This window comes from Limosilactobacillus agrestis, from assembly GCF_014145585.1.
GTDB classification, from domain to species: Bacteria; Bacillota; Bacilli; order Lactobacillales; family Lactobacillaceae; genus Limosilactobacillus; species Limosilactobacillus agrestis.
Window position 1 is genome coordinate 62,837 of sequence record NZ_JACIVF010000072.1, and the last position, 14,354, is coordinate 77,190.

Genomic DNA, 14,354 nt, shown 5'->3' on the forward strand with positions numbered 1-14,354 from the left:
TGTGCTTGTGATACCGTTTTCTAAGGTTTATACTCAAACATGGTTATCAGATTGATAGACGTTCACTTTAATTAAATGAGGTTTTTGATTATGTTATTAGGAAGTATTGAAGCTGGCGGCACTAAGTTTGTCTGTGCTGTCGGTGATGAAAAGTTTAATGAAATTGATAAAAAAATAATCCCTACAACTACGCCTGAAGAAACTTTAGGAGCTTCAATTGAATTTTTTAAGCAGTATCCTGACCTAGTGGCGCTTTCAATTGCCAGTTTTGGGCCAATTGATACTAATCCAGCCAGTGAAAAGTATGGTTATATTACTGATACTCCTAAAATTAAATGGCAAAATTGTAATTTTGTCGGTACAATGACTAACGCACTCAATATTCCGGTTTACTGGACAACTGATGTCAATGGTTCAGTTTATGGCGAATATGTTAATTTAAAAGATAAGGATGATACTCCGGCTTTGGTCTACTATACCCTTGGAACCGGTGTGGGTGCTGGTGCAATTCAGAATGGACGTTTTATTGGTGGAATTAGTACTCCAGAAATGGGCCACGTTCGCTTACAACGTCACCCAGCTGATCTAAACTTTACTGGTATTTGTCCTTACCACCACGATTGTTTAGAAGGATTAGTATCCGGTCCAACTTTTAAAGCACGGCTAGGTATTAGTGGCGAAGATGTCCCTGATAATCATCCTGTTTGGGATATCATGGCATATTACGTTGCTCAGGCTGCTGTTCAAGTTACGGCAATTTTGCGGCCACAAAAAATTATCTTCGGTGGAAGTGTTTCACGTCCAGCCTTTCTTGAACGTGTCCGGAAACAATTTGCAATGTTATGGAATGATTATCTTCCAGTTGGATCACTTGATGAATATATTGTCAACCCTTCTGTTCCGGGAAATGGCTCGGCTACTCTTGGTAATTTTGCATTGGCAAAGCAGTTAATTGAAAAAGATAAATAATATAAAAATGACTAAGGCTGAGAAAAAACTTTTATTTTTCTCAGCCTTAGTCATTTTTTATTTCCAAAGATAATTCAATAGACCCGCTTTAGTCATTCCATTTGCTGTCGTTTCACGTAAAACTGATGCTGAATTTTTCAAGGCCTGTTGCTCTCGCGTATTTAATGGTAATTCCACTACTCTTTGAATACCACTTTTATCAATTACCGCAGGCGTCCCTAGATAAATATCCTTTTCTCCATATTCACCATCTAAATATGCACTTACCGGCAATACGCTATTTTGGTCATATAAAATTGCTTTTGTTATTCTTGCCAAAGCAGTAGCTACTCCATAATAAGTTGCACCTTTACGGTTAATAATTTCATAAGCCTTATTACGAACTTGTTCTTCTAAACTTAATAGTTCTTGCTTTGTTAGTCCATTATCTAAAGCGTAATCTATTAAAGGCGTTCCACCGATTGTTCCACAAGAATAAGCAGCAAATTCTGAATCACCATGTTCCGCTAACATATCAACATGAATGTTGCGAGGATCAATAGTTAGTTTTTTACCAATAGCTACTCTTAAGCGCGCTGAATCAAGGGAAGTTCCCGACCCAATAACTCTATGTGCAGGAAAACCAGAAATTTTTTGAACAGCATATGTTAAAATATCGACTGGGTTAGCAGCAATTAAAAATATTCCATTAAATCCGGCATTAACTACTTCTTGAACGATTTCTTTCATAATCTTCAAGTTTCGTTCAACCAATTTAAGTCGTGTCTCTCCTGGCTTTTGAGCAGCCCCAGCACAAATAGTAACAATATCAGCATCTTTGCAATCTTGATAATTACCAGCTTTAACTTTTACCGGAGCAGTAAATGGCGTGGCGTCTTCCAAATCAAGTGCATCTCCAACGCTTCGCTCAGTCCGCTTATTTATAATTACTAATTCTTCAGCCAATCCTTGTTGGACCACACTAAAAGCATAAGCAGACCCTACCACTCCATCACCAATTAAAACAACCTTTTGATGTTCTTCTGTCACCATACTTCTTTTTCTCTCCCCAATTAAAACTTACATAAAAAGATGAGCATAAATAGGAACTAAAATGTCCATTGCTAATGAAACGATAACAACTGCAACTGCAGCCATTGCTCCTTGAATTGAACCCAGTTGAACCGCCTTAGCAGATCCAACAGTGTGTCCAGCGGATCCAAGACCAAGACCAGTCCCAACCTTTGAAATTTTCTTTAATCGAAAGACCTTAATCAAGAATTCGGCAAGAGCATAAATAATAACTGCATTTAAGATACATGCCATTGCTGTTACCGCGGGATCACCACCGATTCCCTTTGCGATTGGCATTGCAACAGCAGTAGTAGCTGCTTGGGGAAGCATAGCGGCCGTTGAAACACGGGAAAGAGCAAATAATTTAGCTGTTCCCTGAATCAAAAATAATGAAATGAATCCACCCACAAATAATGTGAGAATTACATCGACCCAATACTTCTTAAAAACATCGTTCCGGCGATAAAGCGGAATCGCAAATGCCATCGTTGCTGGGTTCAAGAACCAAAAAATCAAATTTCCACCTGGCTGGTAAAATTTTTTATAGACTATTGCAGTCGTTGAATTAGCGACCTTGGCCCAGATTGCTAGAATTACAATTCCTAATACCATCCCGACTAACAATGGTGTGAAAAGGAAGAAGCCATTACTAATTTTGAAAAGCCACATCCCAATTAAATAGACCAGCAATGAAATGAATACCCCGGTAAAAGGTAACGCCAGATTTGTAATAAACACATTAGTCATTATCATTTTCCCCCTTGTTAGTCTTGAATAATTTATGATGTACTCCAATAAAGAATGCTCCAACATAAGCAATCACTGCTAATAAAATAATTGTAGAAATAATAATAACAATTACATCTTGTAGCCCTTCTTTTTTCATTAAACCAAGACTCCCAGCAAGTTGGATTCCTGATGGGACAAACAGAAAGGCAATTAAACTAATCATGAAATCTCCGAACTTTTCAACTTGTTCCAACTTAACAATATGGCAAGCTAATAAAATATATAATAAAATCATTCCAATTAATGGTGTAGGAACAACGAAACTCTTAGGAAAAAGATTAGAGATTAATTGTGATACAAATAAAATTGCAGCAAAGATTCCCATTTGAACTAAAATGGGCGCTTCCTTCTTCTTTTCTTCTTTCTTCATGATAATCCTCCTAAACATGATAAATATGTTTAGGCATTAACGTTAATACCATTTATCACAATCTATTTTACTAATTTTTCCCGACTTGTATTCGTTTTCACTATTAAATAACCTAAATTTACGTTAAAATGCCCTCTAGTTAGCTTAAAATGCCCTTACTCAAAAAAGGATTGGTGAAAAGATAAACAATTCATCAATCCTTTTTATAAACCTAATGCTTTTTTGGTTGTACTAACATATGAACGACTTACTGGTAATTTACTTCCATCGATTAAAGTCAGTTCATAAGTATGATTAAAACTAGGCTGAAGTTCTGTTACGCCATTTAAATTGACAATAAAACTACGATGGATCTGTAAAAATGCTGGAGATTTTAATTGACCATAAATATTAGTGAGCGTTTGCCGACTAATAATTTTATGCTGGTTAAATGTCCAAATATAAACAAAGCCTTGTTGTGCCTGGACATAAAGTATTTGCTTTTTCTGTAAAATAATCGTTCGCTCGTCATTTTGAATCGAAATTCGAGGATTCTGTCTTAATTCCATCTTAGCTTTGGTGACATCATCATCTAGCGAAATTAATTTTGCCACACGCATAATTGCTTCGTTGACCCTTTTAGCAGAAAATGGCTTCAATATATAGTCAACTGCATCTGCTTCAAAGGCATCTAACGCATAGGAATCATAAGCAGTAGCAAAGACAATATGAGGACTGTTATCAAATGATTTTATTTTTTCAGCTAATGCCATCCCATTTCCATCAGATAACTTTATGTCTAAGAAAACCATATCCGGATGTTTACTTTTTACTTGTTCCTCTGCCATAAAGATCCCATCTGCTTCAAGTATTTCGGTAACTTCACTATTTCCCTGGATCAGATAATGAAGTTCTTCACGAGCAAGCGGTTCATCATCAACGATTAAGACTTTCATTGTCTACACCTTCCTTAGTGTGATATGGTAAAGAAATTTTGATCTGGGTTCCTTTATTGCTACTCGAAATTTGAAGAGCACTATGCTCATCATACAGACCAATTAGCCGCTGATTCAAATTATATAGCGCATTTCCACTTCCTTTTGAAGAAGTCAATGGTTCTTTCCCCAGTTTAGGAAGAAGTTCCGGTGCAATCCCTTTTCCATTATCAATTACCTGAATTTCCAACCGTGCTTTTAGCTTCTTTATTGTTATTTGAACATTATTATGGTCTTTACGTGCTCCAAAAGCATGCTTAAGAGTATTTTCAACTAATACTTGAATTGTAAACGGTGGCAGGTAAACATCATTTTTGACTTGTTGATCAAAGGTAATGTTATATTTCTGTGGAAACCTAGTTTGTTCCAGTTCAAGGTATGCATCGACTTGCGTACGCTCTTGGCCCAAAGTAATTTCGGTCTCCCGGGCCCCAATCAAATTAGCTCGGAAATAATTACTAAGTTGAATTAGAAGTTCACGCGCCTTCTCTTGATCTCGGCGTAGAATTGCACTAATCGTATTAATAGCATTAAAGAAGAAATGCGGGTTTATTTGTGCTTGCAAGGCTTTTATCTTAGCATCACGAACTAATTGAGCCTGTACTTCTGCTTCACCTAATGCAATTTGGTTAGCAAAAATTTCACATAACCCTATTGCTAACTGAACTTCAACCGGGGTTAAATGCCATTGATCAGTATAATACATTTTTAAGGTTCCAATAACTTCATTTCCAATTCGTAAAGGAGCAACAATTGCGGCTTCTAAGGGACAATTGGGATCAATACAACCAATCATCTTACTATTATTTGCTATCTTTATTTGTCCCGTTTTAATTACATTACTCGATAAAGAAGTTTCTAACTTATTTCCGGGGATATGATGATCATCACCGGCCCCAATATGCGCAAGTATCTTTTGTCTATCGGTGATACTTACTGCATCAAAATTAGTATATTTTTTTATGATTTTAACTACTTGTTGAGCCGATCTTTCATTTAGTCCTTGACGAAAATAAGGCAAGGTTTCATTTGTTAATTGTAAGACAGAATGAGTTTGCATAGCGCGAAGTTCTTCTTCTTGGTGAAGGTACATTGAGATGATTGATAAGAAAATTGACGTCCCCAGTGAATTAACCAAGATCATTGGCAGGGCAATATATTTAACCAACGCCCAGCCCATTGGACTAAATAGCAAAATAAAAAGCATTTGAATACTTTCCATCAAAATTCCAACAATAAAGCCATGCCACGGCGTCATTACCTTGAAATAACTTTTTCGATCATGATACAAAAAACCAGAAAGAGCACCAATCAAAACTGAACTAGGCACATAAAACCAACCTTGGAGGGGCGCACCTTGAATAATCCGGTGAACCCCTGCCACTAATCCTACTAAACTACCAACCCATGGCCCACCAATAATTCCAGCAACTGAAACAGCTAAAATACGGGCATTAACAATCGAGTCATTTGTTGAAATTGCCGTAAGAATGATTTTGTTATGCAACTGGTTATTTGCGTCGATCTCTATTCCAGTCATATTAGCCATAATAGCAAAAATAGAAAAAAGAATCGTTAGTTGAATTTTGGCGCTAATAGTTTGATTAAATAACAAGCGGCGAAATAAGGGCACACTAACTAGCAAAAACGCTAGAATAATAATTAAACCAACCCGCTCAGCCATTAAAATTGTTAAATAGATCATTTATCCTTGTGTCCCTGTATTGATTACCGGTTGCGTTCCTCGTTCACTAATAATTGCTACCATAATGTTATTGATGATCTGCAAACGTTGCTCATCAGTCAAATTAAGGTTAGCTTCTTTACTTAGCCGGTCAATTGCTTCTTCAGTAATTGAAACAGCTCCTTCAACGATTATCTTCCGCGCTGATAAGATTGCCGATGACTGTTGTTTTTGCAACATAGCGCTCGCTATTTCAGTTGCGTAGGCTAAGTGCGTCAACCGTGTTTCGATAATTTTGACCCCTGCTACATTTAACCGTTCCTGTAGCTCAGCAGTTAACCGCTCTGATACTTCGGTTGGATTTCCGCGAAGGGTAATCGCATCTTGATCTTCAAAACTATCATATGGATATTCACTAGCAACATGACGAACCGCCGACTCACTTTGAATTTGAACAAATTGCTCATAATCATCGACCGAAAAAAGTGCTTTTGCAGTATCGACAACTTTGTAGACAATAACGGCCGCAATTTCGACTGGATTACCTTTCGAATCATTAACCTTTAAAATTTGACTATTAAAATTGCAGACACGAAGAGAGACGGTTTCCTTATTTGTAAATGGGACCGTCATAAATAAGCCGGCATCACGAATAGTCCCAATATAATTACCAAAAAAAGTTAAAACTTTAGCTTCATTTGGCTGAACAATTGTCAATGATGTACTAAAAAGAACCACAATCAAGAATAAAATAATTCCAATTGTCAGGACCACCGGAAGATTACGCGTAAAACCAATAAACATCAGCCATAAACTAATTAGGCCAATAAAAATTGCGCCGAGTAACCCGAGGTAGCCGTTAACGTGAAAGGCTGCTTTTTCCTTCATATCGATAATCCTCCTAATTTAAAAACGTAACCCCTTAGGATAAAAGTTTTTGATTGTTTTACCAACTAACTTTCCAAATCCAATGGTATGTTCGTCACATACTAATAAGTACCAACCATTTGAAAGATCATCATCAATATTGACCACATCCCCATGGACATATTGATGCCACTGTTCTTTACTTAGTTCAATGACCCGGTTGGCCTCACTTGGTAAACTAGCAAGGGCCCATGCCAACGCTGGTTCAAATCGATTTTTCTTAAAAGTGCCGAGGTGAAGTCCAGGTCGGAGTACATTTAGTCCCTCGATCTTGTCCTCTTCTAATGGCAAATCATAGAGCTGGTCACCAAATAAAATCAATTGGTGTGGTTGATAGTCTGGAAAAACGCTTGTAGCAAACTGGTTAAAGAGTTTGAGCTGCTTTTTGTCCGGTTTTACAATTGATTGTTTTTTCCGCTTATTCTTCTTTTTGTGCTTTTTAACAGTTAACTCAGGCTCACCATTTACTAACTTAGCAATGAAATGTCCTTCCCCCTTAAGGTGATGTGGGAATAGGCGAACTGTCTTTTTTAACTCTTCATTGCCATCAGCCCATTCTGGACGACCATCATCCATCCCCGTTGCTTTTTCAATTGGTACAAGCTTTAAAGCTAGATAATTACCAAGCAACCATGAAATATTTTGCTCATCCTCCTCTGGCGCAAAAGTACAGGTCGAATATACTAATATTCCCCCTGGCTTTAGCATTTTCATTGCGGATGTGAGGATCTTTTGCTGCCGGTTAGCACACTCAGCGGGATATTCTGGCGACCAATATTCAATTCCCGCTGGCTCCTTTCTAAACATTCCTTCTCCGGAACAAGGCGCATCAACAAGAATTCGGTCAAAATATTGGGGAAATTGTTTTTCTAAATCTGCTGGACTTTCACTAGTAACAACTGTATTTTTTGCACCCCATCGTTCTAGGTTTTCAGCCAATATCTTCGCCCGCTTAGGGAAAATTTCATTGGCAACTAATAATCCTTGATTGTTCATTTTAGCAACGAGGTGCGTTGTTTTACCTCCCGGAGCTGCACATAAGTCTAATACCCGTTCTCCTGCTTGGGGATTAACTACTTCTCCTACAAACATTGCTGATGGCTCTTGACTATATACCCACCCAGTAACATGGTCTAATGATTTTCCATTTACCTGACCATAATATCCTGTAGGCACATATGGTACTTTCCCTGTTGCTTTTTCAATTGTTGCAACTGGCTGTCCGCTCTTTAATGGATTCTCGCGAAAGCCACTATAACTTGACTGGGTAAGTGCTGATAAAAACTTATCAGCCTCTGCTCCCATTAGTTTTTTGTATTTCGTGACAAATTCATTTGGTAATTGCACGTTAATTTATCGCTCCTCTTTATCATAATATCTTTATTGTAACTTATTTTTTAGTCTTTTTAAGACAAAATACTTGGCAAAGCGTTAAGTTTTTGTTTACAATATTATAATTGAATTTTTTATGGAAAGAGAAGTGAGATGGTAATGGCTCAACACTTGATCGCGCTTGATCTTGATGGCACAACATTAAATAATCAATCAAAATTAACCAATGAAACAATTATAACTTTACGTGCCCTTGCCCGGGATGGTCATATTATTAGTATCATTACTGGCCGCCCTTACCGAATTGCCAAACACATTTATGATGAAATTGGGATTAAGACTCCCATGGTAAATTTTAATGGAGCTTTGACTCATATACCACATGAACACTGGGATAAAGAATACGATGTTGAACTAACCCGGGAGTTGGCCTTAGACCTCCTAGCCCATCATAAAGAACTAGGAATCAAAACAATTACCGTTGAAAACAAACATCATGTGTGGGCTAATCAAGCTAGTAATGATTTACCTGAATTTTTACCAAATAAGTTGCGAGATGATCAAATCTTAACTGCAGCTAACTTAACAGACAATCCAATCGCAATGACAATTCAATATGAACCGGAACACCAAGAGGAAATTATTAAAGCAGTTAATGAAAAATACGGTGATTTTGTTGAACCACGAGTATGGGGAGGCTCTTACAACATCTTAGAACTGATCCATCGTGGCACCCATAAAGAGTCAGGGATGTTCTATATTGCTAAACAGTATCAAATTGATCGACAAAATATTATTGCTTTTGGTGACGAACATAATGATTTAGAAATGCTCGATGCAGCAGGACGTGGTGTTGCAATGCATAACGCGATTCCTGAGTTGAAGAGTATTGCCAATGATATAACGCCAATTGATAATGAACACAACGGACTTGCAAAATACTTGCGGGATTATTTTAAGATTACAATCTAAAAAGCTAGGAAGAGATAGGTTAAAACTACCAATTCCTAGCTTTTTACATAGTTATTCCTAGTCAACTAGTTTACCAACAACAGGAATGTCTTCAAGAACTGATTCCAAATGAATAGAACGAGGCATTACTGAAGTTAAGTCACGACCAGCAAGGTTTCCATGGTGTTTACCACCCTTCCATTGCGGAACGTTAGAGACATCGTAAACAACACCCTTAACAGCAACGTACGCAGGGTGTCCATTTCGACCATCGAACTCAGCGAGCTCGGTTGTTGTAAATGTTTTTTCTGCCATCAATGCTTCACCTTTCTCTGATTTAAGAATAGCTAGTAATTATATTCTAGATCAAATAATCTATAAATGCATTAATTATTAGATGATTATTATTTTTTCTTCAATCAATTTACTCTTAAATTAAAGCTTGATTAACTTTTGAGAATTATTGTCACTGTCAAAGGCAGCTACTTGAACTTCAACAACATTTATTTTTATTGAAACAAACCTTTTACTTCAGTTGGGGTTAACCTCCTTAATCTCCACGTCTGCCTCCTATATCTAGCCGTGAATTCCTAGTGCAATCTTAGCAAACCTACTCATTCTTGACAAATCCCAGGCTGGCTCCCACACAAGATTAATATTACATTTGGTAACTCCCTCAACGGAAGTAACTGCCTTGGTAATGTCACGGTTCAAGATATCACCCAATGGGCACCCCATTGTCGTTAAAGTCATTGTGACCGTACATTCATCATTATCATCAACCTTAACATCATAAATAAGACCGAGGTTAACAAGATCAATTCCCAATTCTGGGTCAATAACTTCTTTCAAGGCATCCATCACTTTATTTTCAATTGGTGAAAAGGGAGTATCTTTTTCGTCAGCCATAAACGTTCCTCCAAACTTATTTATTAATTTAATTAACCAATTGAACCTTCCATTTCGAAACTAATCAAGCGGTTTAATTCAACTGCGTATTCCATTGGTAATTGTTTCGTAAATGGTTCAACAAAACCCATAATAATCATTTCCGTTGCCTTTGCTTCTGAAATTCCCCTGCTCATAAGGTAGTAAAGTTGTTCTTCAGAAATCTTAGATACTTTAGCCTCGTGTTCCATTGCTACATGGGCATTATCTATTTCATTATAGGGGATCGTATCTGAGGATGATTGGTCATCCATAATGATCGTATCACATTCAACGTGAGCTTTAGAGCCGTCAGAGTGTTTACCAAAGCGGACTGTTCCACGATAATCAGTTGATCCACCCGTTTTTGCAATCGATTTTGAAACAATTGAACTAGATGTATTTTTAGCATTGTGGATCATTCGGGCTCCTGAATCTTGATGGATTCCATTGCTGGCAACCGCGATTGAAAGCATCGTTCCCCGAGCACCTTCACCATTAAGGTAGATACTTGGATATTTCATCGTTACTTTTGAGCCCAGATTACCATCGACCCATTCCATGGTTGCATTTTCTGCTGCAGCCGCCCGTTTTGTTTCTAGACTATAAACATTATCAGACCAGTTCTGAATAGTGGTATAGCGACAATAAGCATTTTTGCAGACGTTAACCTCAACAACTGCAGCATGGAGACTATCGGAAGAGTAATTGGGAGCAGTACATCCTTCAACATAATCGACACTTGCCCCTTCATCAACAATAATCAAGGTCCGCTCAAATTGTCCTGAATTTTCCGCATTAAGCCGGAAGTAAGATTGAATTGGCGTCGTTGTCTTAACGCCCTTTGGCACATAAATGAATGAACCACCCGACCATACTGCTGCATTTAAGGCCGCAAATTTATTATCAGTTGGTTGAACCAGTTTGCCAAACCACTTCTTAAATAATTCTGGGTATTCTTTTAAGGCTGTATCCGTATCAGTAAAAATGATCCCTAGCCTTTCAAACTCATTTTTCATGTTGTGATAAACAACTTCAGATTCATATTGAGCTGAAGAGCCGGCAAGGTATTTTCGCTCTGCTTCTGGAACCCCCAAGCGATCAAAAGTCCGTTTTAAATCTTCGGGAACATCTTTCCAGTCGCGAAATTTTTTATCGGTCATCTTTTGGTAGTAAAGCATATTTTTTAGGTCTAATTCTGATAAATCTGGCCCGAATTTCGGCATTGGTAATTCTTGATAAATCTTGTAAGCCTTAAGCCGATAATCCAGCATCCATTGAGGTTCATGTTTAGCAGCTGAAATTTTACGGACAGTTTCTTCTGTTAATCCCCTCCCAGTTGAATATTCTGGCTTAACATCATCGTGAAAGCCGTATTCGTACTGGTCATTATTATTTATAATGCTAGTCGCATCATTACTCATTATTTTCTTCCTCCTTACTATCTTTCAATAGTGCTCGTTGTAATGCCCACCATGAAAGCGTGGCACACTTTATTCGAGCTGGAAATTCCATGATACTGGTAAGAATCCGAGCATCCCCTAGTTGATCCAAATCGGCCTTGGAATGTTCTTTACCAATTGCCATATCAGAAAAAGTCTTTGCCATTGCAAGGGCCTCTTCAATTGTTTTCCCTTTAACAGCATCGGTCATCATGCTTGCCGATGCTTGACTAATCGTACAACCATCACCAGTATAGGCAATGTTTTTGATCTTATTATCTTCTACTTCAACCTGAAGATTAATCGTATCTCCACAAGTAGGATTATGAAGGGTCATTGCATTCGTAGTAGTTGCTAATCTCCCCTTATTATGTGGATGATCAGCATAATCGAGAATCACTTCACGGTATAAATTATTTAACTTAGACAGTCCCAATGTTAAAGAACTCCTTCGTTTCCTTGATTGCGTTAATTAATTGATCAGCATCTTCTTTAGTGTTGTAAAAATAGAAGCTGGCCCGCGCGGTTGCTGTTACTCCTAAGTATTCCATAAGCGGTTGCGCACAGTGGTGACCGGCGCGAACTGCTACCCCGTCCATATCAAGAGCCGTAGCAACATCATGGGGATGAAGGCCTTTGATATTAAAGGCAATTACCCCCGTATGCTTTGCTGGTGATTGTGGACCATAAACTTCGACATCTGGAATAGCGATTAACTTGGGCAATACATAGTTAACAAGTTCTCGTTCTTTTTGCGCAATCCTATCCATTCCAATATTATTTAAATAATCAATCGCAGCTCCCAGACCAACTGCTCCGGCAATATTCTGAGTTCCCGCTTCAAACTTAAACGGAATATCAGCCCATGTACTCTCATCGCGGTGAACATCATTAATCATTTCACCGCCATATTGGTAAGGTGGCATTGCTCGTAATAAATTCGCTTTTCCGTACAAAACCCCAATTCCCATCGGACTCATCATCTTATGGCCAGAGAAAGCATAAAAATCAACATTAAGAGCTTGTACATCAACGTGCATATGAGGAACCGCTTGAGCTCCATCAACGATAATAACCGCCCCATGTTGGTGTGCAATCGTTGCTAATTCTTTCAAGGGCGTCACTGTTCCTAAGACATTACTGGCATGAGTGACTGCCACAATCTTTGTCTTGTCGGTAATCTTCTTTTTCGCATCAGCAAGGTCAAGTTCGCCATCTGGAGTTAATTCAATATATTTTAAGGCAGCGCCCTTTTTCTTGGCTAATTGTTGCCAAGGAATAAGGTTACTATGGTGTTCCATTATTAAAATAACAATTTCATCATCAGATTGAATATTTTGTTCGCCGTAGGTTGCAGCAACAAGATTTAATCCATCTGTGCATCCCTTAGTAAAGATAATTTCATTAGGGCTCGGTGCATTAATAAACTTTTGCACTTTTTTTCGTGCTTCTTCATAATCCTTAGTTGCACGTTCTGCTAGCGTGTAAACTCCGCGATGAACATTTGCATTATCTTGTTCATAAAAGTCAACAAGGGCCTGAACCACCTGACGCGGGCGCTGAACAGTCGCAGCATTATCAAGGTATACTAAGCGTTCATCATTAACCTCCTGATTAAGTGCTGGAAAGTCCGCTAAATAGTTATTCGTATTGTTGTCCATCAGCGAGCTTCCTTTCAAGAATTGTGATCAACTTATTTCGTACATCTGCGGCGGGAATTGCACTTAAAACTGCTCCTAAGAATCCCCGAATAACCATTCGTTCAGCTTGAGCGCACGGAATCCCCCGACTCATTAAGTAATACATTTGTTGTTGATCAACCGGGCCAACGCTAGCTGCATGTCCAGCTTCAACGTCGTTTTCATCAATCAAAAGAATAGGGTTAGCATCCCCTCGTGCTTGATCCGACATAATCAATACTCGGTTTTGTTGATCAGCTTTAGCACCATGAGCACCATGAATAATTTGGCCAATTCCATTAAAAATCAATTCGGACTTTTCAAGAATGACGCCCCGCTGATTGATCAATCCAGTGGTGTGCTTGCCATGGTTGGTAACACGGTTGTTAATGCCAACTTCTTGGTCACGAGTAGTTACAGCAATCATCTTTGAGTTCGCATAACCGCCATCACCTAGCAATTCAGAATCCATATCACCAACTGTGTCACCATCATTCATCAGGCCGACTGCCCATTCAACATGCGCATCTTTTCCAATCTCAGCACGGCGTTTAAAGTAAGTATGAGTATGGGGTCCAAATTCGTCTAAGGAAGAAAAGTCGATCTCACTATTTTCCTGTGCAATCAACTCAATCATCATATTAGCGGTATTTTCATAGTCACCAACCGTTGTAAGATGTTGGATAAATTTAATTCGGCTACCACGATCGGCAATTACTAGAATATGTGAAATCAGCGGTTCGTTTTGCGTACTGTCCTGAACAATTTCAGCCTCAATTGGCCGTTCAATTTCAACATTTTTGGGAATATAAAGAAATAGGCCAGTATTAAAATAAGCAAGATGGTAAGCAGTTAAGAGGTTTTCCTTGGAATTAATTGTCGTCATGAAATACTTATCGAAAAGTTCAGGATATTTGTGAGCAGCAGTAAAGATATCCGTGAGAATAACCCCTTGATCCTGAAGTTTTTGTGGTAAGTTAACATGGAGCATGGTTTGGCCAAACTGGGTGACCTTAATTACTTCATCGTCGTCGACTTCTGGTTTTTCAACCAAGTTAGCGTCTGATTTAATCCATCTCAATGGCCGATCCGCAATAAGGGGCCAAGTCCGGAAAGCGAATCGTTGCATCCGCGGCAAATGAAGCTTTTCCATCAGCTCACGAGCATTAAGCCGGCGATCGATTAATTGCTGAGGTTCATTATTTGCCTTACTAGCAGTAATTATTTGTTCTTTTGCTGAGTTTAATTCTGTCATCA

15 protein-coding genes are annotated in these 14,354 nt (G+C 38.4%); 2 read left to right on the plus strand and 13 right to left on the minus strand.

Features of this window, described 5'->3' with window-relative positions; translation table 11 throughout:
- Window positions 1-90: 90 nt before the first annotated feature.
- Window positions 91-969, plus strand: a complete 879-nt coding sequence (gene scrK, locus H5R88_RS09175) for a fructokinase ScrK (RefSeq protein ID WP_182578358.1) — start codon at window positions 91-93, stop codon at window positions 967-969.
- Between the two features lie 57 nt (window positions 970-1,026).
- On the opposite strand, the gene H5R88_RS09180 is transcribed toward scrK, so the two are convergent.
- The 7 genes from H5R88_RS09180 to H5R88_RS09210 form a co-directional block, all read right to left on the minus strand.
- Window positions 1,027-2,001 carry an L-lactate dehydrogenase gene (locus H5R88_RS09180; RefSeq protein WP_182600852.1) on the minus strand — a complete coding sequence of 325 codons (975 nt, stop codon included), beginning with the start codon at window positions 1,999-2,001 and terminating at the stop codon, window positions 1,027-1,029.
- Window positions 2,002-2,028: 27 nt separating this feature from the next.
- Entirely contained in the window at window positions 2,029-2,769 is a 741-nt protein-coding gene (locus tag H5R88_RS09185) for an LrgB family protein (protein WP_094500817.1), read from the minus strand.
- Window positions 2,762-3,181, minus strand: coding sequence for a CidA/LrgA family protein (locus tag H5R88_RS09190; protein WP_182600853.1), 420 nt, complete (start codon window positions 3,179-3,181; stop codon window positions 2,762-2,764). The genes H5R88_RS09185 and H5R88_RS09190 overlap by 8 nt, the downstream gene beginning before the upstream one ends.
- A 203-nt stretch (window positions 3,182-3,384) precedes the next feature.
- Complete coding sequence (locus tag H5R88_RS09195) at window positions 3,385-4,116, minus strand: LytR/AlgR family response regulator transcription factor (protein WP_182578356.1); 732 nt, start codon at window positions 4,114-4,116, stop codon at window positions 3,385-3,387.
- A complete protein-coding gene (locus H5R88_RS09200) occupies window positions 4,097-5,860 on the minus strand; it encodes a sensor histidine kinase (RefSeq protein WP_182600854.1) in 1,764 nt (587 codons plus the stop codon). Before H5R88_RS09200 ends, H5R88_RS09195 begins: the two co-directional genes overlap by 20 nt.
- Window positions 5,861-6,727, minus strand: coding sequence for an SPFH domain-containing protein (locus H5R88_RS09205; protein WP_182600855.1), 867 nt, complete (start codon window positions 6,725-6,727; stop codon window positions 5,861-5,863).
- Window positions 6,728-6,745: 18 nt separating this feature from the next.
- Window positions 6,746-8,113: an RsmF rRNA methyltransferase first C-terminal domain-containing protein gene (locus H5R88_RS09210; RefSeq protein WP_182600856.1), complete on the minus strand. Its 1,368-nt coding sequence runs from the start codon at window positions 8,111-8,113 to the stop codon at window positions 6,746-6,748.
- A 144-nt stretch (window positions 8,114-8,257) separates the two neighbouring features.
- On the opposite strand from H5R88_RS09210, the gene H5R88_RS09215 reads away from it, so the two are divergent.
- Complete coding sequence (locus tag H5R88_RS09215) at window positions 8,258-9,070, plus strand: Cof-type HAD-IIB family hydrolase (protein ID WP_182600857.1); 813 nt, start codon at window positions 8,258-8,260, stop codon at window positions 9,068-9,070.
- Window positions 9,071-9,127: 57 nt separating this feature from the next.
- Here H5R88_RS09215 and H5R88_RS09220 read toward each other — a convergent pair whose 3' ends face one another.
- From H5R88_RS09220 to sufD, 6 genes are all read right to left on the minus strand, one after another.
- A complete protein-coding gene (locus H5R88_RS09220; RefSeq protein ID WP_182578352.1) occupies window positions 9,128-9,364 on the minus strand; it encodes a cytochrome b5 domain-containing protein in 237 nt (78 codons plus the stop codon).
- Window positions 9,365-9,625: 261 nt separating this feature from the next.
- Complete coding sequence (locus H5R88_RS09225; protein WP_182600858.1) at window positions 9,626-9,958, minus strand: metal-sulfur cluster assembly factor; 333 nt, start codon at window positions 9,956-9,958, stop codon at window positions 9,626-9,628.
- A 32-nt stretch (window positions 9,959-9,990) separates the two neighbouring features.
- Window positions 9,991-11,400: a Fe-S cluster assembly protein SufB gene (gene sufB / locus H5R88_RS09230; RefSeq protein WP_182600859.1), complete on the minus strand. Its 1,410-nt coding sequence runs from the start codon at window positions 11,398-11,400 to the stop codon at window positions 9,991-9,993.
- Window positions 11,393-11,854 carry a Fe-S cluster assembly sulfur transfer protein SufU gene (gene sufU / locus H5R88_RS09235; protein WP_182600860.1) on the minus strand — a complete coding sequence of 154 codons (462 nt, stop codon included), beginning with the start codon at window positions 11,852-11,854 and terminating at the stop codon, window positions 11,393-11,395. The genes sufB and sufU overlap by 8 nt, the downstream gene beginning before the upstream one ends.
- Window positions 11,841-13,079 (minus strand): cysteine desulfurase, encoded by a 1,239-nt coding sequence (locus tag H5R88_RS09240; RefSeq protein ID WP_182600861.1) that lies wholly within the window; start codon window positions 13,077-13,079, stop codon window positions 11,841-11,843. Before H5R88_RS09240 ends, sufU begins: the two co-directional genes overlap by 14 nt.
- The gene (sufD, locus tag H5R88_RS09245) at window positions 13,060-14,352 is read right to left on the minus strand and encodes a Fe-S cluster assembly protein SufD (protein WP_182600862.1); all 1,293 of its coding nucleotides are present in this window, start codon (window positions 14,350-14,352) and stop codon (window positions 13,060-13,062) included. Before sufD ends, H5R88_RS09240 begins: the two co-directional genes overlap by 20 nt.
- Window positions 14,353-14,354: the final 2 nt, after the last annotated feature.